Source organism: Actinoplanes sp. NPDC023801, from assembly GCF_040639655.1.
In the GTDB taxonomy this organism is placed as follows: domain Bacteria; phylum Actinomycetota; class Actinomycetes; order Mycobacteriales; family Micromonosporaceae; genus Actinoplanes.
Genome location: NZ_JBFAAI010000017.1, coordinates 1 through 22338 on the forward strand (window position 1 = coordinate 1; position 22338 = coordinate 22338).

Consider the following 22338-nt stretch of genomic DNA (forward strand, 5'->3'; position numbering starts at 1 on the left):
GGGCTCGAAGCACCAAGCGGAGACGACGTGAGCGGGTGACCACCCCCGATTTTCACGCACGGCACGGGCGTCAGAAAGACACGGATGGCTGTCTCGGCTGCGCTGAGACAGCAGCACCGCACAGCCCCGGAAGAACAGCGAGCGGGCCGCCCCTGTCCGGGGCGGCCCGCTCGTTGGTTCGCACAGGTGGATCAGGTGCCGGGGCGACGCCCGATGACCTTCACCGTCATGCCGATCTTGCCGATGCTCCAGTACTTCTTGGCGTCCGACTCGAGGAGGTTCACGCAGCCGTGCGACCCGCGCCACTTGTCGTGGATGTAGGTCGTGGTCTGGTGGAAGCCCCGCCCGCCGATGAAGCGCTGCCAGTAGGGCAGCCACACCTCGTACGGGTCGGACCACTCCTTCTTCGTCCGCTTGTTGATCTTGAAGGTGCCCGCCGGGGTCCGGTAACCCTTGTACCCGGTACGGGTGATCGTCGGAGTGACGAACACCTTGCCGTTCTTCATCACCCACGTCGTCTGGTTGGTCAGGTCGACGCAGAAGGTGATGCCCGTCTTCTTGGCCTTGCAGGCCCCCGTCTTCGTCGCCGCCAGTCGCTTGGCGACGTCGAAGGTCGTGGGACCGGCCAGGCCCTTGGCCGGCTGGATCCCGAAGCGCTTCTGGAACTTGACGATCGCGGCACAGTCGGCAGGCGACTGCTTGCCGTCGACCGTCACCGTGCCGTAGCCGCCCAGCCGCTTCAGGTAGCCCTCGACCTGCTTCTGGTACTTGCCGGTCGCACACGACGCGGCAGCTGCCTTGGTGACCACCGTGGTGCTCACTGCCGCGGCCACCGGCGCGGACGCACCGGCGCTCGCCGGCGTCAGCGCGACAGCGCCGAGACCGCCACCCACCAGCGCCGCCATCGTGGCGCCGGCGAGGCGAGCGGAAACCCGTCCCCTTGCCAAAGTTCCTCCCCAGGACTGATTGGTCCGCACATCGAAGCACAGCCGTCCCACCTGTGGAGGCCCGGGCGGACCGGTGACACGAAACCGGTATGCCATCGGCACCCGGGTGCACCGGCTTGAGGTGATTCAGCTACGGGGAGTCGCGAAGTCCTGCACCCAGTAGGGCGTCCGGTCGGCGGCCAGCGCCAGTCCGACGCCCATCTGGTCGAGCCGGCAGTCCACGATGTTCTCCCGGTGGCCGGGGCTGTTCATCCAATCGGTCATCACCTCGTACGGGCTCTCCTGGCCCTTGGCGATGTTCTCGCCGTAACGCCGCCACACGTAGCCGGCATCGGTCACCCGCTCACCGGCCCGGGCGCCGCCCGGCGACTCGTGGTCGAAGTAGTCGCGCCGGGCCATGTCGGCGGCGTGCCGGTTGGCCGCCTCGACCAGCCGCCGGTCCAGGCTGATCGGGTCGCAGCCGGCCTCCCGCCGGTTCCGGTTCACCAGCGCGAGCACCTGCTGCTGCACCGGCGCCTGCACGCCGGGCGACACCGAGGCTGCGGTGATCGCGGTACGCGACGCGGCGATCGGGTCACCGTCGTTCCCGGCCTCGGCGGCGCGGCGCGCGGGCTGCCGCATGTCGGGCTCCTCGGTGGACGACGACGGTGCGGCGGCGGTACGGGCGGGCGCCTGCGCCACCGGCCGGACGGATACGCCGCCCCACCCCGCGGCCGGGTCGTCCGGAGGGCTGAGCAGCCCCGGGTCCCCGTACAGCCGCCGGTGATCCGCCGTTGCCGTGAGGTCCGGTGTGTCCGGTGGCTCGTGCGCCAGAGCACGAGCGGTGCAACCACCCGCCACCAGCGTCACGGCAGCCAGGCCGAGCACTACCAGAGGTTTCCGCATGTCGCCGTCGATCTCCTTGTTCGCACCGCGCCCCGGCCGTTCCGGGGCGCTCACCGGTAGACCAACGGGACGGCCAGCGGAAACGCAACGCGGACCGGATCACGGACATCGCACAAGCGCACCGGATTCCGGCGTTCTTCCGCCTATCGGGGTAATCCACACAGGCGTATTCGCCGCCCGGCCGGAGGTCCCGGACGAGGACGGGCCGTCGCTACGGTTTCGCGGTGCGCAACCGATACCTGGACACACTTCGTGCCGCCGCGATCGTCCGGGTCGTCGTGTACCACCACTTCGGCTGGGCCTGGCTGGCCGTGGTGTTCCCCGCGACGGGGGTGATGTTCGCGGTCGCCGGTTCGCTGACCGCCGCCTCGCTGGAGCGCCGCCCGGCCGGCCGGGTCGTCACCTCGCGCCTGCGCCGGCTACTCCCCCCGGTGTGGCTGTTCGGCCTGGTGGCGGTTCCGGCGATGCTGTGGTCCGGGTGGTCCGGCGAGCCCGGCGGGCAGCACCCGTTCCGGCCGGCCGACTTCGGTTTCTGGCTGCTGCCGCTGGGCGACCCACCGGCCGGCGAAAAGGCCGCCTTCGCCGGGGAGGTGCTCCGGTACGTCCGCACGTATCTGTGGTTCGTCCTGCTGTCCCCGCTGCTGTACCCGCTGTTCCGACGAGTCGGGTGGCCGCTGCTGGCGGTGCCACTTGTCGGCATGGCACTTCTGGAAAGCGGCGATTCCGGCATGCCGGCCGCTATCGAGTCGGCGTGCCGGGACCTGACCACCTTCGGGGCGTGCTGGCTGGCCGGCTTCGCGCACCGGGACGGGCGGCTGCGCCGGCTGCACCCGGCTCTGACCGTCCTCGCGGCTCTGGCACTCGGCGGCCTCGGCCTGTACTGGCTCGCCCGGGGGCCCGCCGGGACCGGCTGGGATCTCGGCGAGGCGCCCGGGGCGCAGGCCGTCTACTCGCTCGGCGCGGTGCTGCTCCTGCTGCGCTGGGAGCCCGCACCCGGTCCGCCGGTGCTGCCCCCGGTGGCGAAACTGGTGTCCGGGCTCAACTCCCGGGCCGTGACGATCTGTCTGTGGCACGGGGCGGCGATCGCCGCTGCCCGGCCGGTCATGGAGCGGACCGGCCTGGACGGCCTCGGCCGGTTCGAGGAGCCGGCGGCCCTGGTGGTGGCCGTCGCACTGACCGCGGTGCCGGTGGCACTGTTCGGATGGGCCGAGGACCTGGCGGCCCGGCGGCGGCCGCGACTGTGGCCGGTCGTGGACGATGCCGCGACCGGGCTCGCCCCGCCCGATCCGCGGCCGGCGGCGGCCGGCGGGGCGGAGCTTCCGCGGCCCGGGATCACACCGGCACCGGCACCGCGGGCGGGTGACCGGCTCCCGGCGGGCTGGCCCGAGATTCCACGGCCCGCGATGCCCGGCCGTGAGGTGGCCACCCAGCGCATCACGTCGCACCGGCTCGCCGGGGACATGCCGGTGGCGGGCCGCCGGCCGGCGGCCGGGCCCGGTGTGCCGCGGCCGGGGCGGCACGGTGCTCCCTGGGCCGGCTTCGCGCCGCCCGCGCAGCCGGACGCCCACCCGCTGCCGCTGCGCTTCACCGGGCCGGACGAAACACCTTGAACAGGCCTGGCCGCCGGGCCGGCGTACCGCGGTATGCCGTGAATGCCTGAAAGCGAGCGAAGCTCGCAAAACGGTGGTTAGCCTGAGGCAGTGGGGGGGCAGCAGGGCGGTGCACTGGCTCCGGCGCTGGACGTCGGAGTCGCCGCGCTGGTCTTCCGCGCCGGTCCGTTCTACTGCGCTCTGCCACTCAGCGAGGTCATCGAGACCATGCGCCCGCTGGCGACCCGGCCGCTCGCCGGCACCCCACCGTACGTCCGCGGCCTGACCATCCTGCGCGGCGCCCCGGCCCCGGTGATCGACATGACGCGCCTGCTGACCGGTGTCGAGGCGGCCGTCGACCGGTACGTCGCGGTCCGTGCCGGACGCGGGCCGGTCGTCTGCGCCACCGGTCCGGTGCTCGGCGTACGGCTGGTGCACGTGCAACCGCCGGAGGGCCCGGCCGCGCTGCTGGCCGGCGTCTCCGGGGCGCTGATCGCCGCCGTCGGGACGGTCGGCACCGAACCACTGCTGCTCCTGCACGGCATCGCCGCGGTACCGGACGAGGTGTGGGAGGCAGCCGGTGCGGCACCCCCGGAGGCCCCGTCATGATCAGCGCGGCGTCCCTGACCCGGTTCCGGGAGCTCCTGCAGAGCCGGCTCGGCTGGACGTTCGCCGACCACGACCTCGGGCAGACCGCCGACGTGCTGGCCGCCCGGGCCAAGGCGCACGGCCTCGGCCACCGGGAGTACCTGGACCGGCTGGCCGGCCGCCGGTGGACCGCCGAGACCGCCGAACTGGCGCGGGCGCTGAGCATCACCGAGACGTACTTCTTCCGGCACTCCGACCAGTTCCGGGTGCTGAGCGACCGGGTACTGCCGGAACTCGTCGAGGCACGGGCCGGGCAGCGGGTCCTGCGGCTGTTCTCGGTCGGCTGCTCGTCCGGCGAGGAGGCGTACTCGCTGGCCATCGCGGCGATCCGGGCCCGCCCCGGCCCGGACTGGATCGTGTCGGTGACCGGTGTCGACGCCAACCGCGACATGCTGCGCCGGGCCCGTGCCGCCGAGTACTCGCCATGGTCGCTGCGGGAGACCTCCGAGGACGTGATCCGGCGCTGGTTCGAGCGCACCGCCGACGGTTTCCGGGTGGCCGGCGAGATCCTGCCGGTGGTCCGGTTCGTCGAGCACAACGTCGCCACCGACGACCCGCAGCTGTGGCATCCGGCCCGCTACGACGTCATCTTCTGCCGCAACCTGCTGATGTACCTGACCGAGGAGGTGCGGGCCGACCTGATCCGGCGGATGACCCGCGCCCTCACCGACGGCGGGTTCCTCTTCCTCGGGCACACCGACTCGCTGGGCAGCCGGCCGGACGGCCTCGAGGTGTGTCACGCCGACGGGACCGTCTACTACCGGCGGCGGACCCAGCCCCCGCCGCCCGGGCCCGCTCCGTCACCACGGCGGACCGTGCCGGCCCCGGTCATCGCCACCACGCCCCGGCCGCCGGCCGGGACCGACTCCCTGCAGCGGGCGCTCGGGCTGATGAGCGAGGACCGGTTCGCCGAGGCCCTGATCGCGATCGGCACCCACGACTCGCTGCCCCGCGGGGTACTGCTGGCCCAAGTGGGACGGGTCGACGAGGCCCGCGACACCGCACACCGGCTGCTGCACGCCGGTGGGCCGCAGGCCGACGCGCACCATCTGCTCGGGGTCTGCCACGAGCTGGACTGCGCCGAACAGGCCGTCGGGCAGTACCGGCTGGCCGCCTATCTGGACCCCCGCTTCGCGATGCCGCGGCTGCGGATGGGACTGCTGGCCCGGCGGCGCGGCGACGACCGGGGGGCGGCCCAGCATCTCGCGGCCGCGCTGGAACTGCTGCCCGGTGAGAACGACGACCGGATCGTGCTGTTCGGCGGCGGGTTCGGGAGGCTCGCGCTGACCATGCTGTGCCGTACCGAGCTGGACGCCTGCGGGGCCCGTCGGTGAGCCGGCTGAGCGTGGCCGACCGGGTGGCCCGGCTCCGCGAAGACTTCGACCGGTCCTTCGCCGAACCCGCCCGCGTCCTCGACGGCGAGACCGTGCAGCTGCTCGCGGTGCGGGCCGGCGATCGGCCGTACGCCATCCGCCTGGACCAGTCCTCCGGTGTGCACCCGGACCGGCCGGTGACCGCGCTGCCCACCTCGGTCCGGGCGCTGCTCGGCGTGGCCGGGTTCGCCGGCACCGTGGTCCCCGTCTACGACCTGGCCGGCCTGCTGGCCCACCCGGTCCCGCAACGGCCGCGATGGCTGCTGCTCACCGCCGGTGAACCGCCGCTGGCGCTCGCCTTCCACGAACTGGACCGGCACCTGCGGGTTCCGGTCGCCGACGTGATCGGCGGCTCGGCCGACGTCGAACGGCAGGGTTGCCTGCGCGGGATGGTCCGGCTGCCGGACGGCGACCGGCCGATCGTGGACGTACCGGCCACCCGCGCGCTCGTTCATCAGCTGGCCGGACACCGGCCCGTTCCCGAGGAGACCCGATGAAGGCCGGACGCACCTACGGCGGGAAGCTGGCGATCGGTGTCGCCATCACCGTCCTGTTCACCCTGCTGACCATCGTCACTTCGGTCGCCGGGCTGGCCGTCGTGGTCACCGCCAAGGACGCGGCCATCACGTCGGCGACCGACGACCTGGCCGGCGCCGAGAAGTTGAGCCGGATCATGGAGATGCGGATCGCCGACTACCGGGCCTACCTGCTGGACGGTGCGGCCGAGAACGCCCGCCTGACCGACGAGCACCACCAGGCGTTCAACCGCATGCTCGAGGAGCTGCGCCGGGGCATCGACGACCCCAATTCCAAGGAGATGCTGGAGGACATCGCCGGCCTGAACGAGAAGCACGCCGCGGCCAGCGCGGCGATGATGGCCGAACGCGCCCGCAACGACGACATCCCCGCCATCACCCGGATGAACGACGTGCAGGTGGTGCCGATTCGCCGCCAGTTGCAGCAGGGGCTGGCGGATCTGATCGTACGGGTCCGCGACGACGTCACCGCCGCCCGGCAGGAGTCCTCGACGCGGGGCAAGCAGGCGATCGGACTGGTCATCGGCCTGGGTGTGCTCACCACGCTGAGCGCGCTCGTGGTGGCCTGGCGGCTGAGCCGTGACCTCAAGCGCGAGGTGGGCGCCGCCGTCGGGCACATCCAGAGCTCGTCGGCGCAGCTGGAGGCGGCCGCCGCCCAGCAGGTCAACGGTGGCCGCGACCAGGCCAGCGCGATGAGCGAGATCACCACGACGATCAGCGAGCTGCTGATCACCTCCCGGCAGATCGCCGAGACCGCTCAGCGGGTGTCGAAGGTGGCCGAGGACACCGAGGCTGCCGCCCGCACCGGGGACGCCACCATCGACCAGACCCGCAACTCGATCACCACGATCCGTTCCCAGGTAGACCAGATCGTCCAGCACATGCTCGCGCTCGGCGAGAAGTCGCAGCAGATCGGACAGGTGGTGGATCTGGTGTCGGAACTGGCCGAACAGACCAACATCCTGGCCATCAACGCCACCATCGAGGCCAGCGGCGCCGGTGAGTGGGGCCGGCGGTTCGCGGTGGTGGCCGAGGAGATCCGCAAACTCGCCGACCGCACTGCCGCGTCGGCCAAGGAGATACGGACGCTGATCGAGGATGTCCGGGGCGCGGTCAACACCACGGTGATGGCCACCGAGATCGGCGCCAAGGCGGTCGACGCCGGAGCCCGGCAGTTCGACGACGCCACCAACTCGTTCCGGGCGATCGTCCAGCTGGTCGCCACCACCAACGACGCGACCCGGGAGATCGAGCTCTCCACCAAGCAGCAGACCACCGCGGTCGAACAGGTCAACGTGGCCGCCTCGGACACCGCCCGGGTGTCCCGGGAGACCGAGGCGAGCGCGGTGCAGACCAAACAGACCGCCGCCCACCTCTCGGCACTCTCCAGTGACCTGCTGGAGATGGTCGGCACCGGGCGTCACTGATGGCCGAGGGCCGGGATCCGCTGCGCTACTTCCGGATCGAGGCACGCGAACTCATCGACCAGATCACTGCCGGGGTGCTCGACCTCGACCAGCAGGCCGGGCCCGAGCCGGTGGCCCGGCTGCTGCGGTTCGCGCACACGCTCAAGGGCGCGGCCCGGGTGGTCCGGCAGAAGGACATCGCCGACCGGGCGCACGCGTTCGAGGAGATCCTGGTCCCGCACCGGACCGACGAGGGGTCGCTGGCCGCCGGCGAGATGCGGGAGCTGCTGCGCCTCAACGACGAGATCGCGGCGTACGTCTCCGCGCTCGAGAAGCCCCCGGAACCGCAGCGGACGCCGGCGAGTCCACCGGAGCGGGCAGCCGACCGCGAACCGGAGCAGGCCGAGGCCGCCACCCACCGGTCGTCCACTCAGGACCTCGACGAACTGCTGGACGCCATCGGTGAGGCCAACGCCCGGATGGCACCGTTGCGCACCGGCGCCACCACCGTGGACAGGCTGCACCGATCCGCCACGACCCTCGCCGACCAGCTGCGGCTGTCCCCGACCGGCGACACGGCGGCGGCCCGGGCCGCGGCGGAACGGCTCGCCGGGGAGCTCGGGTCGGCGGGCCGGCGGTTCACCGATGCGGTCGACCAGCTCGAACGCGAGCTCGACGACGTCCGGGCCAAAGCGGAAGGGCTGCGGCTGGTGCCGGCCGGCACGGTGTTCACCGTGCTGCGCCGGGCGGTCCGGGACGCCGCCGACGGCGAGGGCAAGCGGGTCCGGTTCGTCGCCCGCGGCACGGCGATCCGGATGGGCGCGCACCTGCTCGGGCCGGTCAGTGGCGCTTTCCTGCACGTGGTGCGCAACGCGGTGGTGCACGGCATCGAGCCGGAGGACGTCCGGCTGGCGGCCGGCAAACCGGCTGAGGGCACGGTCACTCTCGAGGTGGAGCGGCGCGGCCGGTTCGCGGTGTTCCGGTGTTCCGACGACGGGCGCGGCTTCGACCTGGAGGCGCTGCGCAGTACCGCGGAGGCACGCGGTCTGCTGCCCGGCGGCGGACGGCCACCGGACGCCGACGAGCTGCTGCAACTCGTGCTCAAGGGCGGGATCAGCACCTCGCCGTCGGTGACCGAGGTGTCCGGGCGGGGCATCGGCATGGACGCCGTCCGCGAGGTCGCCGCCCAGTTGCACGGTGAGGTCGTGGTCCGCACCGTGCCCCGTCAGGGCGCCACGGTGGAGTTGATCATCCCGCTGGCGCTGCTGGCGATGACCGGGCTGATCGTCGAGGCCGGTGGCACGGTGGCGACCCTGCCCCTGGACGCGGTCCGGGCCTGCGTGCGGCTCAGCGCCGAGGAGGCCGCGACCGCCGCCTCGAGCGGCCGGCTGGTCCACGAGGACACTGCCGCCCCGTTCCTGCCGCTCGCCGAGGCCCTCTACACCGGTTCCACCGTGCCGGACTCCCCCGGGATCGGTGCCGCCGTGGTGATCGCCGGCGACAAGGGTGTCTACGCGATCGGCGTGGACCGGCTGGCCGGCACGTCGGCGCTGGTGGCCCGGCCGCTGCCGGAGCTGGCCCCGGCCACGCCGGTGATCGGCAGCGTCGCGGTGGACGCGGACGGCAACCCCCGGCTGGTGCTCGATCCGCTGGGACTGGCCGACGAGGTGCTGCGCAGCCACCTCGGCGGCGCCCGGCCGTCCGCCGCGCCCGTGGCCGAGCCGCTGCCGATCCTCGTCATCGACGACTCGCTGACCACCCGGATGCTGGAACGCAGCATCCTCGAGTCGGCCGGGTACGAGGTGGACCTGGCCGCGTCCGCCGAGGAGGGTCTGGAGAAGGCCGCGGCCCGCGCGTACGGCCTGTTCCTCACCGACATCGACATGCCCGGCATCGACGGGTTCACCTTCGTCGAGCGGACCCGCGCCGACCCGGAACTGGCCGGCGTACCGGCGATCCTGGTCAGCTCCCGGTCCAGTGCCGCCGACCGGGACCGCGGGCGGGCGGCCGGGGCCAGCGCCTACGTCGTCAAGGGCGAGTTCGACCAGGAACAGCTGCTGGGGCACATCAGGCGGCTGGTGGTGCGGTCATGACGAGGGTCCTGATCGTCGAGGACTCCGCGACCATGCGCCACCACCTGCGGGAGGCGATCACCGCGGATCCGCAGCTCGAGATCGTCGGCGAGGCCGTCGACGGGGAACGTGCCGTGCTGCTGGCCGGGCGCCTCCGCCCCGACGTGATCACGATGGACATGATGCTGCCGGGGATCAGCGGGCTGGCCGCGACCGAACAGATCATGGCGGAGCATCCGACCCCGATCCTGGTGGTGTCGTCGGCCGACCGGGAGGAGCTGTTCAGCACGTACAACGCCCTGGCCGCGGGTGCGGTGGACGTGATGGAGAAGCCACGCGGTGACGACTCGGACGCCGACTGGGCTGTGCGGCTGCGTACCTCGGTGCGGATGGTCGCCCGGATCCGGGTGATCACGCATCCCCGGGCCCGGCTGGACCGCCGGGTCACCGCTGCCCCGCCGGCGCCGGTACACGTACCGCTGCCGGCGACCGGGCGGCTGAACGTCGTCACGGTCGGAGCCTCCACCGGCGGACCGGCCGCCCTCACCGAATTGCTGCGCGGCCTGCCGCCCAGTTTTCCGGCCCCGGTGCTGGCGGTGCAGCACATCGCGGCAAGCGAACAGTTCGCGGTCGCGTTCTCCGACTGGCTGGCCGGGCAGACCGGCCGCGACGTCCGCTACGCCGTCGACGGCGCCCCGGTCGCGCGCGGCGCCGGGCGGGTCGTGCTGGCACCGCCCGACCGGCATCTGTTCGTCCGCGACGGCCTGCTCCGGCTCAGTGCCGGACCGCCCCGGCACTCCTGCCGGCCGTCGGTGGACGTGCTGTTCGAATCGGTGGCCGAGGAGTTCGGGCCGAACGCGGCGGGCTGCCTGCTCACCGGGATGGGCCGCGACGGCGCGGCCGGGCTGCTGCAGATGCGCAGCCGCGGCGCGATCACGTTCGCCCAGGACGAGGGCAGCTGCACCGTCTACGGCATGCCGCGGGAGGCGGCGCTGCTCGGTGCGGCCATGCACGTGCTGCCGCCCGGCCGGATGGCCTCCCATCTGGCCGAACTGCACTCCGCGGCGGTACGCCGATGACGCCGACCGTGCTGATCGTGGACGACAGCCTGACCGTGCGGATGGACCTGCACGAGGCGTTCTCCGACGACGGGTTCGCCACCATCCTGTGTGCCACCGGGGCCGAGGCGCGGACCGCGTTCAGCGAGGCGACGTTCGACGCCGCGGTGCTGGACGTGCTGCTGCCCGACGCCGACGGCCTGGAACTGCTCACCGAGCTGCGGCAGAACCCCACGCGCGGCGGCGTGGTGACGATGCTGCTGTCCAGCGAGAGCGAGATCACCGACCGGCTGGCCGGGTTGCGTATCGGCGCCGACGAGTACGTGGGTAAACCCTACGACGCCGGATACGTGGTGGCGCGTACCCGGCAGCTGCTCGGTGAGTCCCCGGACCGGTCCGCGGACCGCACCACGATCCTGGTGATCGACGACAGCATGACCTTCCGGGAGCAGCTGCGCGACCTGCTGGAACCCGAGGGTTACGCGGTGCTGACCGCCCCCGGCGGCGAGGAGGGCCTGCGGATGGCCGCCGACCGCCGGCCGAACGCGGTGATCGTCGACGGGGTGATGCCGGGCATCGACGGCGCCACCGTGATCCGCCGGATCCGCCTGGACCCGGCCCTGCGCGACACCCCCTGCCTGCTGATGACCGCGGCCGACGACTACGCGACCGAGATGCAGATGCTCGACGCCGGCGCCGACGCGTTCGTACGCAAGCACCAGGACCTGGCGGTGGTGCTGGCGAAACTGGCCGCGGTGCTGCGGCAGAGCGCCGAGCAGCTGCCGATCGAGGCGCTCGGCGGGCCGCACGGGCCGGGCAAGGTGCTGATGGTCAGCTCCGACCGGCATCGGATGGACCACTGGGCCGACGCGCTGCGCACCGACGGTTACGACGTGGTGCAGGCCTCCGGCATCGACGACACCCTCGACCTGCTCGCCGCGCAGCCGGTCGACTGCATCGTGATCAGCATCGACGACGACCTCGATCGGGCCCGTGAGGACTGCCGGCGGCTGCGTGAGGTGCCGCTGGTCGGGGATCTGCCGGTGGTGATGACCGGCGCCGAGGAACTGATGCTCGACTGCCTGGCGGCCGGCGCCGACGACTACGTGCGCGACACCGACGTGCCGGAAGGGCTGCGGGTGCACGTACGCGCCCAGATCCGCCGCAAGCAGTCGCACGACGACGCCCGGCGGATCCGTGAGGAGCTGATGCGCCGGGAACTGGACGCGGCCGAGGAACGGGCCGCCCGGCAGCTGGCCGAGACGCGGGCCGCGCTGGTCGAGGAGCTGGAATGGCGCAACCGGGAGCTGGAGGCGTTCTCCGGTTCGGTCTCCCACGACCTGCGCGGACCGCTGCAGGTGATCAGCAGCTTCGCCGAACACATGCTGGAGGAGGACGAGGAGCCGCTCGGCGAGAAGACCCGCCACCGTCTCACCCGGGTGCACGCGGCGGCGATGCGGATGGCCGACCTGATCGAGTCGCTGCTGATCCTGGCCCACGCGAGCCGCGGCGAGCTGCGGCGCGACCGGTTCGACATGACGGCGACGGCCCGCCAGGTGATCGGCGACGTCGCGGCCCGCGACCTGGAACGGGAGGTCACCTTCGCGGTACGGGAGGAGATGACCGCCGACGCCGACGAGGGCCTGGTCCGGGTGATCCTGGAGAACCTGATCAACAATGCGGTGAAGTTCAGCCACAAGGTCGCCGACCCGGTCGTCGAGGTGGGCGCCGAGGGTGACCGCTTCTACGTGCGCGACAACGGTGCCGGCTTCCCGCCCGACCAGGCCGACCAGCTGTTCCGGCCGTTCGCCCGGCTGCATGACGCCCGCGACTTCCCGGGCACCGGCATCGGGCTGACGACGGTGCACCGGGCGGTGGAACGGCACGGCGGCGAGATCTGGGCGGAGAGCGAGGAGGGCCGGGGCGCGACGTTCTGGTTCACGCTGCCACCGGCCGCCGGCTTCACCGGCCCGGATCGGCGCGGAGGTCCACGCCGGTCCGGGTGACGGGTCACCGGATGTAGGCGAGCCCGTCGGAGACCACGGTCGGGCGCCCGGAAGTGCCGGCCACCACGACCACGACGGTGTGCTTCTTGACCGACGTGGCCGACACCCACAGCGCCTGGCGGTACTTCGTGGCCCCGGACCGGGTGTCGATCGTGGCGACCTTCCGGCCGTCGAGGTAGACGTACGCCTTGCCGGTCTTCGTCCCCCGCGAGAAGAGCAGCGCCGCCGACCGGCCGGTGAACGTGTAGGTGAGCTTCGCGTTCTTCCTCGTCGACGCGAGGGCCTTCCCGCCGAGGTACGACTTGCCCGCCCGGGAGCTCCAGGTGCCGCTCTTCCTGGCGGAGGTCTCGGCGGACAGCACCACGGTGCGGGACATCGAGGCGGCCCGGGTGTTGCCGGCCATGTCCCGCGCGGTGACGGTCCAGGTGGCGGCGCCGGGCTTGACCGTGGTGTTCCAGCTGCCGACCGGCCCGAGGTTCGCGGCCCGGGGGCGGCTCACCGCGTACCCGGCGAGTTTGAGGTTGTCGGTGCCGGTGAAGCCCAGCCGGACCGGTACCGCCGTGGTGCTGTAGGTGCCGGTGGTCAGGTCGAGGGGCAGCACGCCGCGGTACGCCGGCGCGGTGATGTCGCCGTGGACGGTCACGCCGACCCGTGCGGTGGTGCCGGCAGTGTGCACGGCCAGGACGGTGACGGTGTGCGCCCCGGCCGGAATGTTCACCTTCGCGCCGGTCGCGGTGCCGGGCAGGGTGCTCACCACCTTGCCGTCGAGGTGGATCTCGAACCGGTCGATGTCGGTCGCGGTGTTGGCAACCGCCCAGGTGAGCCAGGCGGCGTTCTTCACGTAGTAGGCACCGCCGGAGTAACCGCCGCCCGCGACCTTGGTGAGCGTCATCCCGGTGACCATCTGCTGCGACCTGGCGCGGATGGCGGGGAGACGGGCGTCGAGTTTGGCGCCGGGGCACACCGTCGCGTCGGCCTCGCGGTGCCCGGCCAGGCGCGGCACCGTGATCTTCGCGCCCTTGGGCAGCTTGTCGTTGGCCACACCGGCCGCGAACGTCGCCCGGCCGGCCGGGTTGAAGCCGTACTTGCCCAGGCGCGCGGCACCGACCTGGGCGAGGATCGTCTCGATCGCCGCGTTGGACGGCTCGGTCTCGAAGTTGCCGATGACCGCGATCGCGGCGTAGCCGGTGTTGAAGCCGACCGTGGCGGCGGGGACGATGGCGTTCTCCACGCCGCCCCGGCGTCCCTCGAAGAGCCGCCCGCACTTGTCGACCATGTAGTTGTAGCCCAGGTCGGCCAGGCCCTTCACCTTGACGTCGTTGCTCTGGATGCTGCGCACGATCGCCGCCGACTCGGAGCACTCGTAGTCGTTGGTGGTGCCGGTGTGGTGCACCCAGACGGCGTTGACCACCTTGGCGTCGGTGACGCTGCCGACGATGGTCTCGTCGGCGCTCCACGCCTTGCGGGTGAAGTAGCCCGGGAACTGCGCCTTCACCGGCACCGTCGAGGTCGGTTCCGGGACCGGCCCGGTGGACGTGGCCTGTGCGGTCGCCACCGGCTGGATCACCGAGTCGGCGCCGGCGGCCGGGTCCTCCGCAACCGGGGCGGGGGTCTCCTCGGTGACCGTGGGCTCGGCGACCGGCTCCTCGGTGACGTCCTCGACCGGACCGTCGCCCTCGATCGGTTCCCCGCCCTCGGGCGCCGCGGTCGCCGGTTCCGGTGACGGCGAGGCCGAGGGCCCGGTCGAGGCGCTGGGTGAGGGCTCTCCGGCACCGCGGCCGCCGGTCTTCTCCGTGCCCGGATCGATCAGGTCGAGCCGCAGGCCGGCCGGAAGGCCGTTCTGCTTCCCGGCGATCCGGACGGCCACCCCGTCGGAGGGGCCGGCCCAGAGCGGTTCGGTGGCGCCCCGCCGGCCGGACCGGGACGCCTCGGCGCCGTCCGGGCCGGTGTCCGATTTTTCCAGCTCCTGCCAGCCGGTCCATGTGCCGGAGGCCACGCTGCGGGTACGCACCTCGATGGTGCCGTCCGGTTCCGCGGCCGGGTCCGACCAGCTGATGCCGAGCAGGCTGAACCGTTTGGTGGCCCGCTGCGCGATCTCCGTCCGGCCACCGGTGGCGGTCAGGTCGAGGCTGGTCAGCTCGGTCCGGATCCGCGGCGGCTCGGGGCTGGAGTCCGGCGGCAGCTCGGTGGGCGTGACCACGGGTGCGGCCTCCGCCGGTGTGGTTCCGGACGGCCAGGTCAGGACGGCCACGCCGCCCCCCGCCGCGAGCACGGCGACCGCCGTGCCGATACCGATCGCCAGCTTGCGCTGCATCCCCGTGTCCCCCGCGGTGATCGACAGTCTTGAGGACGCGACCTTACCGGACGGTCACCGCCCGTGTTGGCCCTGACTGGCGCGGAGGGCGGCCACGGCCGGTTCCGGGATCTCCGGAACCGGCCGGGCGGCTCTCAGTCGGTGCCGAGCGCCGTCACGGGGCTCACCCGGGCCGCTTTGCGGGCCGGCATCACGCCGGCCAGCGCGGTCAGGGCCACGAGGAGGACGAAGACCGCCACCAGTTGCCACACCGGCAGGGTGAGCGGCGCGTTCAGGCCGATCGCGGAGACGGCGAGCCAGGCGTACGGAACACCCAGCGCGACCCCGAGCACGGCGCCGATCAGGCCGTACAGGGCGGACTCGGTGGTGAGCATCCCGCGCAGGCCGCCCCGCGACATCCCGACCGCGCGCAGCAGACCGGACTCCCGGGCCCGTTCGACGACCGACAGTGCCGTGGTCGCGCCCACCCCGACGATCGCGATCAGCACCGTCAGGCTGATCAGCGCCAGGGCGATCGTCATCAGCACCGCGAGCGCGCTGTCGACCTGGTCACGCTGGTCGGCGAGGACCTCGACGCGCACGTCCGAACCGGCGCCGGTCACACCTTGCAGTGCCCGCAGCGCGCTGGTGCGGCCGTCCTCCCCGGCGGTGGCGGCATCGGCGAGGACACCGGTCGGTGCGACGGGCGCGCCCAGGGCCGTCAGGTCGGCCGGATCGAGCAGGATCTCGGTGCGCAGCGGAGTGGAACCGCCGAGGACCGCGGCGATCGTCACCCGTACCTGCTTGCCCTTGGCCGAGACGGTGACCTGGTCGCCGGTGCGCAGTTCCAGGTACCCGGCGGCGACCGCCCGCCCGGGGGCGAGCCCGGCCACCGACCCGGATCTGACGTCCAGCTCAGAGAGCCGCGGCAGCGCCGCCGTCGAGAGGTCGGTGGCCGTGCCGCCCTCCATGTCGCCGACCTTGACCTCGGGAACCCGCCGGTAGGCGACGACCCGGGTCACCTCGGGACTGCGCGCGGCCCTGTCGGCGAGACCGGCCGGCAGCGCGCTGCCCGGTGCGCCCTCCACCTGGAAGTCTGCCGGCGCCGACGCCACCGCCTCCCGGTTGGCCAGCACCCGGATCGAGTCACCGCCGACCAGCACCCCGGTGATCAGGGTGACGCCCAGCGCGACCACCACCGACACGGCCGCGGCGCGCCGGGTGCTGCCGCCGACCCCGCCGACGGCGAGCCGGCCGACCGGGCCGAGCATCCGCAACGGGCGGCCGGCTATCGCGAGGATCGGCCGGACCAGTACCGGGCCGAGCGCGATCAGCGCGATGAAGGCGAGAAAGCCGGAGCCGACCACGCTCAGCATCATCGTCTCGGCCGGATAGTCCTGCTCGTCCGGTGCGGGCAGGTTCCGCCAAACCAGGCCGGCCATTCCCGCGGCGGCCACGGCGAAAAGCAGGCCGACGACCGCCCGGAACCACCCGATGCCCTGCTTGGCGCCGGAGGTGGCGGCCGACCGCAGCGCCTCCAGGGGCGCGACCCGGGCCGCGGAGAACGCCGGCGCCAGAACGGCCAGGACAGTGATCACGACGGCCAGCAGCACGGTTCCGGCCGCTTCGATCAGTGGGAGGCCGGGGCCGGACAGCTCCAGGCCGAACAGCGACACAGCCGGCGGAAGCGGGTGACCGAGGGCCAGCGCGCCGAGCACCCCGGTGGTCCCGGCGAGCAGGCCGGTGAGTGCCCCCTCGGCGGCGAGTGCCCGGGCCAGCGCGCCCCGGCCGGCGCCGACCGCGCGGAGCAGGGCGAGCTGCCGCATCCGCTGGGCGAAGACGATCCGGAAGGTGGAGGCGGCGATCAGCCCGGCCGCGGCCACGGCGACCGCCACGAACACGCGCACCACGATGAAGAGCTGCTCGACCTCGGCGGCGGCCGCACGCGCCTCCTCGTGCCGGGCCTCGGAGCCGGTGACGAACTCGGCCGGGCTCTCACCGGCCACCAGCGGCGCGATGCCGTCCCGTACAGCGCGGGCGTCGGCGCCGGGGTCGAGCCGGACCTCGAGCCGGTCGATGAACGCGTGGCCGGTCGCCGCGTCCAGGGTGTCGAGCGAGCCGTACGCCAGGAAGCCGACGTCGTCGCGGGGCTGCACCACGCCGACCACGGTGAGGGTGCCCGGCTTGCCGCCCTCGGGTTTCACCGGAATCGTCGAGCCGACCGGCAGGTCCATCCGCTCCACGGTCCGGGGCGTGACCGCCACCTCGCCGGTCGCCGCCGGGAAGCGCCCCTCGGTGACCTTGACGGTGCTCAGCGGCCCGCTGCCCGGGTCGGTGGCGATGACCAGGTAGCCGGCGCCGAGCGGGATGCCGTTCTCAGCGCGGGCCACCGTCTCGGCGACTCCGGGCAGTCTCCCGATCGCGGTGAGGTCCCCCGTGGTGACCTCACCGCCCCGTACCACCAGGTCGGTGGCCTCCGGGGTGCCGCTGAGCCCGTTGAGCACGCTGCGTTCGGTGATCTGCTGGGCCAGCACGGTCGCGTAGACCACGAACGAGGCGACGAGCACCGCGAGACCGGTGAGCAGCATCCGGGCCGGCCGCTTGCCGGCGCCGGCGAGCTGAGTGCGCAGGATCGTGTTCATCGACCGGCCGCCAGGTTCTGCAGTGCGTCGGTGACCGAGGCGATGTCCGGGTCGTGGACCTCACCGGCGAGACGGCCGTCGGCGAGCATGACGACCCGGTCGGCGTACGCGGCGGCCCCCGGGTCGTGGGTGACCATGACGATGGTCTGTCCCAGGTTCCGGGCCGAGTCGCGGAGCAGTCCGAGCACCTCGGCGCCGGACCTCGAGTCGAGGTTGCCGGTCGGCTCGTCGGCGAAGACCACCTCGGGCCGGGAGACCAGGGCACGGGCCAGCGCGATCCGCTGCTGCTGGCCGCCGGAGAGCTCGGCCGGCAGGTGGCCGAGCCGGCCGGACAGGCCCAGCGTGGTGATCAGCCGGTCCTGGAACTCGGGCTCGGGTTTGCGGCCGGCCAGGTCGAGCGGCAGCGTGATGTTGGCGGCCGCGGTGAGCTGCGGCAGCAGGTTGAAGGACTGGAACACGAAACCGATCCGCTCGCGGCGGGCCTTGGTGAGTACCCGGTCCGGCTGGGTGCTGAGGTCGGTGCCGCCGAGCAGCACCTGACCGGAGGTGGCGGTGTCGAGTCCGGCGAGGCAGTGCATGAGCGTGGACTTGCCGGAGCCGGAGGGGCCCATGATGGCGGTGAACCGGCCGCGTTCGAAGCCCACGGTGACGCCGTCGAGCGCCCGGACCGCGGTGTCGCCGGCGCCGTACACCTTCACCAGGCCGACCGCCGCGACGGCCGCCTGGCTCTCGCGCCCGGTGACGGGTGAGGACTGCCTCTGCATGAATGCTCCCAGTTGGCTGTGAATCGGACCCGTCGGATACTGGTCGATCTACGCAACCGGGCGCATCGGCCCGCTGTCGGGGATGCGGGTCTAACTTTCGGCCGATGGAGGGGGACTCCGGCGCGCCTACGCTGGGTGACGATGATGAACCTCGCCCTGCTCCGCCTGGGCCAGCTCGCCGCTTTCTTCGCGCTGGCCTTCCTCGGCATCCTCGATGTTCAGGGCGGCCTGGCCTCGGATTCGGTGGAGATCGCGCTGTGGCGGGTGGCCTCGGCGGTCGCCGCGGCCGCGGTCTGGCTTCCGGCGCACCGGCAGGACTCGGTGTTCCTGCCGCGGGCCGGGATCGTGCTCGGCGTGCACTCGCTGTTGCTGACCGCGGTCCTGTTCGTGGGTACGCCGGCGCAGTCGCTGTGGGGGCTGGCCGAGTCGGCGGCGCTGCTCGGGGTGCTGATGGTGGTGTCCCGACGGGGCCAGGCGGCATGGGCGGTCCCGGCGGTGGCGGTGCTGCTGACGGCGGTGGCCGCGGCCCCGCTGCGGACCGGCCTGCCGGGCGCCCAGGGGGTGGTGTTCGGGCTGATCCAGGCCCTGGCCGGGGCGGCCGCCATCGGTGTCGGCGTCTACCTGCGGACGCTGGAGGGCAACCGGCAGCGGGCGGTCGACGCGGTCCGGGCCGAGCAGCGCGCCGAGTTCGCCCGCGATCTGCACGACTTCATCGCCCACCACGTGACCGGCATCGTGGTGCAGGCACAGGGTGCCCGCTTCATCGCCGAGCAGGACCCGAAACGGGTGCTGCTCGCGCTGGAGCAGATCGAGCGGGCCGGCGCCGAGACGATGGCGTCGATGCGGCGGATGGTCGGCGTGCTGCGTGACCCGGAGTCGCGGCCGGACGCGCCGCTCGCCCCGGTCGCCGGGGTGTCCGACCTGGAGACGCTGATCGGGCAGTTCACCGCCGCCGGTGGACCGCCGGCCGGACTGTACGCGGACGGGGACGTGACGGCGCTGCCGGTGGAGGTGTCGACGTCGGCCTACCGGGTGGTGATGGAGGCTCTCACGAACATCCGGCAGCATGCTCCGGAGGCGTCGTCGGTGGAGGTCCGGCTCGCCCGTACGCCCGCGCATCTGATGGTCCGGGTGACCAACGACGGACCCGCCACCCGTACGCCTGCCGTCCCGCACCGACCGGGGTACGGTCTCGTCGGCCTCGCCGAACGGGTCCGCGCCGTGGGCGGGCGGATCACCGCCGGGCCGGGCATCGCCGGCGGATGGGTGGTCGACGCCGTGTTACCGCTGGAGTGGAGCGAGTCTTGATAAGGGTTCTCATCGCCGACGACCAGGCCATGGTCCGCACCGGGTTCGGGATGATCATCGGGGCGCAGCCGGACATGGAGGTCGTCGGTGAGGCCGCCGACGGGGTGGAGGCGGTCGCCGAGGCGCGCCGGCTCAAGCCGGACGTGGCGCTGATGGACATCCGGATGCCGCGGATGGACGGGCTGCAGGCGTTGCGGCTGCTGGCCGGCCCGGAGGTGCCCGACCCGGTCAAGGTGGTCGTGGTGACCACGTTCGACCTGGACGAGTACGTGCACGAGGCCCTGCTGGGCGGCGCGGCCGGTTTCCTGCTCAAGGACTCCGGGCCGGCGCTGCTGGTGGAGGCGGTCCGGGCGGCCGCCTCCGGGGATGCGCTGATCAGCCCGTCGATCACGGTGCGGCTGCTGCAGCACCTGTCGGCGCCGGCGCCCGCGGGCGGTGACGGCGGACTGTCCCCCCGTGAGCTCGAGGTGGTCCGGCTGACCGCCCGCGGTCAGACCAACGCCGAGATCGCCGGCGAGTTGTTCATCTCGGTCGGCACCGTGAAGACTCATCTCGGCAGCATCCACGCCAAGCTCGGGACCCGGAACCGGGTCGAGATCGCCGCGTGGGCCTGGGAGCGGCGCCTGGTCAGCTGATCAGCGGCTGCGCAGCTGCCCCTTGGTGAGCAGTGCGGCGACCGGCGGCTCGGCCGGTTCGGCGGGCCGGAAGAGGTTGCGGGCTGCCTGCCTGGCCGGGCCGAGCCGGTGCCGGGCGATCAGCCGGGCGCCCGAGCGCATCCGGGTGCTGCGCGGCACGGGCACCGACGGCTCGTAGCCGAACAGGGCGAGCCGGTCGCCGAACGTCTCCTCGCACCGGCGCAGTTCCTCCTCGCTGAGCCGGGTGCGCCAGCTCTGGATCCGCTCGGTGGTGGGCGCCTTGTGGGTCAGCGTGTGCCACGTCTTGTACTCCGGCACGGCGACCGAGGCCAGCTTGTTCGGCGTACTCATGGCCGGGTCGTAGTCCTCCTCGAGGAACTCGCACATCCGGCGCAGACCGGGTTCCGGGTCGGCGACCAGGTCCTCGTAGCGCACCTGGAAGTAGACGTCCCTCGGGTAGCGGCGCGCGGCCAGCAGCGACGCGTCGGCCGACTTGGTCCAGTAGTCGATGAGCGTGTCGAACTCGGACGGTTTCCACGGCGTCTCCTTGAGCGACGCCACGCAGTCCCGCCCGTCCCGCATGATGTTGATGATCTGCGCGTCCGGGAACAGCCGCAGAATGGTCGGCAGGTGCCGCAGGTAGAGGGGTCGTTTGTCGCCCCAGCGCGGTTTGCCGAACCGTTGCGAATACATCCGGAAGACGATCCCGAAGGCGGAGCCGATGGTCGGCGGACCGGCCACGACGGCCTCCACCGTCTGTTCGCTGCCCAGGCCCAGGTCCTCGAACTGGGCGCTCTCCACGATGAACCGGCCGAGCTCGCGACGGCGGTCCGGGTCGGTCAGGTCGCCGAACTCGGCGCGCTTCTGGTAGGCCGCGAGGAGGAACCGGGTCTCCGGCGGTAGCGCGATCCGGGGGTGCGCGTGCAGCATGAGCTGGAGCATCGTCGTACCGGACCGGGGACAGCCGACGACGAAGATCGGACGGTCAGAGGACATGCCGACCACCGTAGAAGCACCCCGGGGGGTTTGTCGTCCCCAGCGCTGTCATGTCGCTCCTTTCCAGGTCTTCCCTACGATCTTGAAGACTCCGCAAAGATTTCGCAAAAACTCTGTGCATCCAAGAGGTGCCAGCTGTTCACTCGCTGTGAGTTGACTGGGACTTTTTCTGAATGGGTCATGAAGGTTCCCGTACCGTTATACAAAGGACCTGGTCAGAGCCGATCAAATCGGGAGGCCGGTCCCCCATGCGGACCGGCCTCCCCGTTTTTCGGTCAGCTCACCGCGCGAGCTCCAGGACCTTTTCCTCGGTACGCCGTACGACCGGCCGGGTGGCGAACCAGCAACCGGCGACCACCAGCGCGAAACCGGCAAGCGTGCCCCGCCCGATCGGCTCGTGCAGCAGCGCCACTCCGAGCAGTACGGCGACGACCGGGTTGACATAGGTGATCAGTCCGGCCCGGTTCGACCCGGCCAGCGCGATCAACTTGTAGAAAGCAAGCAGCGCGATCGCCGTGCAGAACACCCCGAGGACCGCCAGCGCGCCCCACGAGTCCGCGCCCACCGGCTCGGCCGGGAGGTGGAACAGGGCGACCGGCAGCAGCACCAGCGTGGTGATCACCGTGGTCCCGACGGTCAGCGAGTCCGGCGGCAGGTCGGCGGCGTGCCGCTGCACGATCATCGTGGCGACCGCGTAACTGATCGCGGCGAGCAGCACCATGGCGGCTCCCAGCAGGCCCCACCGGTCACCGGACAGGTCCACCCCGACCAGCACCACCACCCCGGCGAACCCGATGAACAGACCGGTCAGCCGTACCGGGGTGATCGGCTCGGTGCGCGACAGCAGCAGCGCGATGACGACCGGCTCGATCGCGATCAGGATGCCGGTCAGTGACGAGGTGATGTGCTGCTCGCCGTAGGTGATCAGCAGGAACGGTCCGACGATGTGCACGGCGGAGAGCAGCGCGACCACACGCATCCGCCCGCGCAGCGCCCCGAGAGTGCCGCGCATCAGGGCGAACGGGAGCAGCACGACGGCCGCGACGGCGGTGCGGCCGGCCACCACGAGCACCGGCGACAGGTCCTCGATGGCGATCTTGATGAGGAAGTACGGGATGCCCCAGAGGAACGAGCAGAGCACGAACAGAAGCCAAGCCAGACGATTCACCGCTACAGCCTG

The 22338-nt window shown here is 72.5% G+C and carries 17 protein-coding genes; 10 read left to right on the forward strand and 7 right to left on the reverse strand.

Going from position 1 to position 22338, the window contains the following annotated elements; all coding sequences use genetic code 11:
* Window positions 1-191: 191 nt before the first annotated feature.
* Window positions 192-905: a L,D-transpeptidase family protein gene (locus AB0G04_RS27275; RefSeq protein WP_360988435.1), complete on the reverse strand. Its 714-nt coding sequence runs from the start codon at window positions 903-905 to the stop codon at window positions 192-194.
* A gap of 168 nt (window positions 906-1073) precedes the next feature.
* The gene (locus AB0G04_RS27280) at window positions 1074-1886 is read right to left on the reverse strand and encodes a CAP domain-containing protein (protein WP_360988078.1); all 813 of its coding nucleotides are present in this window, start codon (window positions 1884-1886) and stop codon (window positions 1074-1076) included.
* 170 nt (window positions 1887-2056) lie between these two features.
* Here AB0G04_RS27280 and AB0G04_RS27285 point away from each other — a divergent pair, with 170 nt between their 5' ends.
* The 8 genes from AB0G04_RS27285 to AB0G04_RS27320 all read left to right on the forward strand — a co-directional run bounded on the left by AB0G04_RS27285 (window position 2057) and on the right by AB0G04_RS27320 (window position 12520).
* Entirely contained in the window at window positions 2057-3442 is a 1386-nt protein-coding gene (locus tag AB0G04_RS27285) for an acyltransferase (RefSeq protein WP_360988080.1), read from the forward strand.
* A 90-nt stretch (window positions 3443-3532) separates the two neighbouring features.
* Window positions 3533-4030: a chemotaxis protein CheW gene (locus AB0G04_RS27290; protein WP_360988082.1), complete on the forward strand. Its 498-nt coding sequence runs from the start codon at window positions 3533-3535 to the stop codon at window positions 4028-4030.
* Complete coding sequence (locus AB0G04_RS27295) at window positions 4027-5403, forward strand: CheR family methyltransferase (RefSeq protein ID WP_360988084.1); 1377 nt, start codon at window positions 4027-4029, stop codon at window positions 5401-5403. The genes AB0G04_RS27290 and AB0G04_RS27295 overlap by 4 nt, the downstream gene beginning before the upstream one ends.
* Window positions 5400-5939 (forward strand): chemotaxis protein CheW, encoded by a 540-nt coding sequence (locus tag AB0G04_RS27300; RefSeq protein ID WP_360988086.1) that lies wholly within the window; start codon window positions 5400-5402, stop codon window positions 5937-5939. Before AB0G04_RS27295 ends, AB0G04_RS27300 begins: the two co-directional genes overlap by 4 nt.
* Window positions 5936-7405, forward strand: a complete 1470-nt coding sequence (locus tag AB0G04_RS27305) for a methyl-accepting chemotaxis protein (protein WP_360988088.1) — start codon at window positions 5936-5938, stop codon at window positions 7403-7405. The genes AB0G04_RS27300 and AB0G04_RS27305 overlap by 4 nt, the downstream gene beginning before the upstream one ends.
* Window positions 7405-9477, forward strand: a complete 2073-nt coding sequence (locus tag AB0G04_RS27310) for a response regulator (RefSeq protein WP_360988090.1) — start codon at window positions 7405-7407, stop codon at window positions 9475-9477. Before AB0G04_RS27305 ends, AB0G04_RS27310 begins: the two co-directional genes overlap by 1 nt.
* Window positions 9474-10535, forward strand: a complete 1062-nt coding sequence (cheB, locus tag AB0G04_RS27315) for a chemotaxis-specific protein-glutamate methyltransferase CheB (protein ID WP_360988092.1) — start codon at window positions 9474-9476, stop codon at window positions 10533-10535. The genes AB0G04_RS27310 and cheB overlap by 4 nt, the downstream gene beginning before the upstream one ends.
* Complete coding sequence (locus AB0G04_RS27320; protein WP_360988094.1) at window positions 10532-12520, forward strand: response regulator; 1989 nt, start codon at window positions 10532-10534, stop codon at window positions 12518-12520. The genes cheB and AB0G04_RS27320 overlap by 4 nt, the downstream gene beginning before the upstream one ends.
* Window positions 12521-12524: 4 nt before the next feature.
* On the opposite strand, the gene AB0G04_RS27325 is transcribed toward AB0G04_RS27320, so the two are convergent.
* The 3 genes from AB0G04_RS27325 to AB0G04_RS27335 form a co-directional block, all read right to left on the reverse strand.
* Window positions 12525-14834 (reverse strand): N-acetylmuramoyl-L-alanine amidase, encoded by a 2310-nt coding sequence (locus AB0G04_RS27325; RefSeq protein WP_360988096.1) that lies wholly within the window; start codon window positions 14832-14834, stop codon window positions 12525-12527.
* Between the two features lie 134 nt (window positions 14835-14968).
* Entirely contained in the window at window positions 14969-17455 is a 2487-nt protein-coding gene (locus AB0G04_RS27330; RefSeq protein ID WP_360988098.1) for an FtsX-like permease family protein, read from the reverse strand.
* Window positions 17452-18219 carry an ABC transporter ATP-binding protein gene (locus tag AB0G04_RS27335; RefSeq protein ID WP_360988099.1) on the reverse strand — a complete coding sequence of 256 codons (768 nt, stop codon included), beginning with the start codon at window positions 18217-18219 and terminating at the stop codon, window positions 17452-17454. The genes AB0G04_RS27330 and AB0G04_RS27335 overlap by 4 nt, the downstream gene beginning before the upstream one ends.
* A gap of 141 nt (window positions 18220-18360) precedes the next feature.
* Here AB0G04_RS27335 and AB0G04_RS27340 point away from each other — a divergent pair, with 141 nt between their 5' ends.
* Together AB0G04_RS27340 and AB0G04_RS27345 are read left to right on the forward strand one after the other, a co-directional pair.
* Window positions 18361-19527 (forward strand): histidine kinase, encoded by a 1167-nt coding sequence (locus AB0G04_RS27340; RefSeq protein ID WP_360988101.1) that lies wholly within the window; start codon window positions 18361-18363, stop codon window positions 19525-19527.
* Window positions 19524-20162 carry a response regulator transcription factor gene (locus tag AB0G04_RS27345; protein ID WP_360988103.1) on the forward strand — a complete coding sequence of 213 codons (639 nt, stop codon included), beginning with the start codon at window positions 19524-19526 and terminating at the stop codon, window positions 20160-20162. The genes AB0G04_RS27340 and AB0G04_RS27345 overlap by 4 nt, the downstream gene beginning before the upstream one ends.
* Here the strand turns inward: AB0G04_RS27345 and AB0G04_RS27350 are convergent, their stop codons facing one another.
* A complete protein-coding gene (locus AB0G04_RS27350; RefSeq protein WP_360988105.1) occupies window positions 20163-21158 on the reverse strand; it encodes a sulfotransferase in 996 nt (331 codons plus the stop codon). It lies immediately after the preceding gene.
* Between the two features lie 280 nt (window positions 21159-21438).
* Window positions 21439-22326, reverse strand: a complete 888-nt coding sequence (locus AB0G04_RS27355; protein ID WP_360988107.1) for a DMT family transporter — start codon at window positions 22324-22326, stop codon at window positions 21439-21441.
* Window positions 22327-22338 lie beyond the last annotated feature (12 nt).

What these genes read in the sequence shown, in the direction of transcription:
- AB0G04_RS27275 (WP_360988435.1), bottom strand. Translation starts at nt 905, where the DNA reads ATGGCGGCGCTGGTGGGTGGCGGTCTCGGCGCTGTCGCGCTGACGCCG.
- AB0G04_RS27295 (WP_360988084.1), top strand. Translation starts at nt 4,027, where the DNA reads ATGATCAGCGCGGCGTCCCTGACCCGGTTCCGGGAGCTCCTGCAGAGC.
- AB0G04_RS27305 (WP_360988088.1), top strand. Translation starts at nt 5,936, where the DNA reads ATGAAGGCCGGACGCACCTACGGCGGGAAGCTGGCGATCGGTGTCGCC.
- AB0G04_RS27310 (WP_360988090.1), top strand. Translation starts at nt 7,405, where the DNA reads ATGGCCGAGGGCCGGGATCCGCTGCGCTACTTCCGGATCGAGGCACGC.
- cheB (WP_360988092.1), top strand. Translation starts at nt 9,474, where the DNA reads ATGACGAGGGTCCTGATCGTCGAGGACTCCGCGACCATGCGCCACCAC.
- AB0G04_RS27320 (WP_360988094.1), top strand. Translation starts at nt 10,532, where the DNA reads ATGACGCCGACCGTGCTGATCGTGGACGACAGCCTGACCGTGCGGATG.
- AB0G04_RS27325 (WP_360988096.1), bottom strand. Translation starts at nt 14,834, where the DNA reads ATGCAGCGCAAGCTGGCGATCGGTATCGGCACGGCGGTCGCCGTGCTC.
- AB0G04_RS27330 (WP_360988098.1), bottom strand. Translation starts at nt 17,455, where the DNA reads ATGAACACGATCCTGCGCACTCAGCTCGCCGGCGCCGGCAAGCGGCCG.
- AB0G04_RS27335 (WP_360988099.1), bottom strand. Translation starts at nt 18,219, where the DNA reads ATGCAGAGGCAGTCCTCACCCGTCACCGGGCGCGAGAGCCAGGCGGCC.
- AB0G04_RS27340 (WP_360988101.1), top strand. Translation starts at nt 18,361, where the DNA reads ATGATGAACCTCGCCCTGCTCCGCCTGGGCCAGCTCGCCGCTTTCTTC.
- AB0G04_RS27350 (WP_360988105.1), bottom strand. Translation starts at nt 21,158, where the DNA reads ATGTCCTCTGACCGTCCGATCTTCGTCGTCGGCTGTCCCCGGTCCGGT.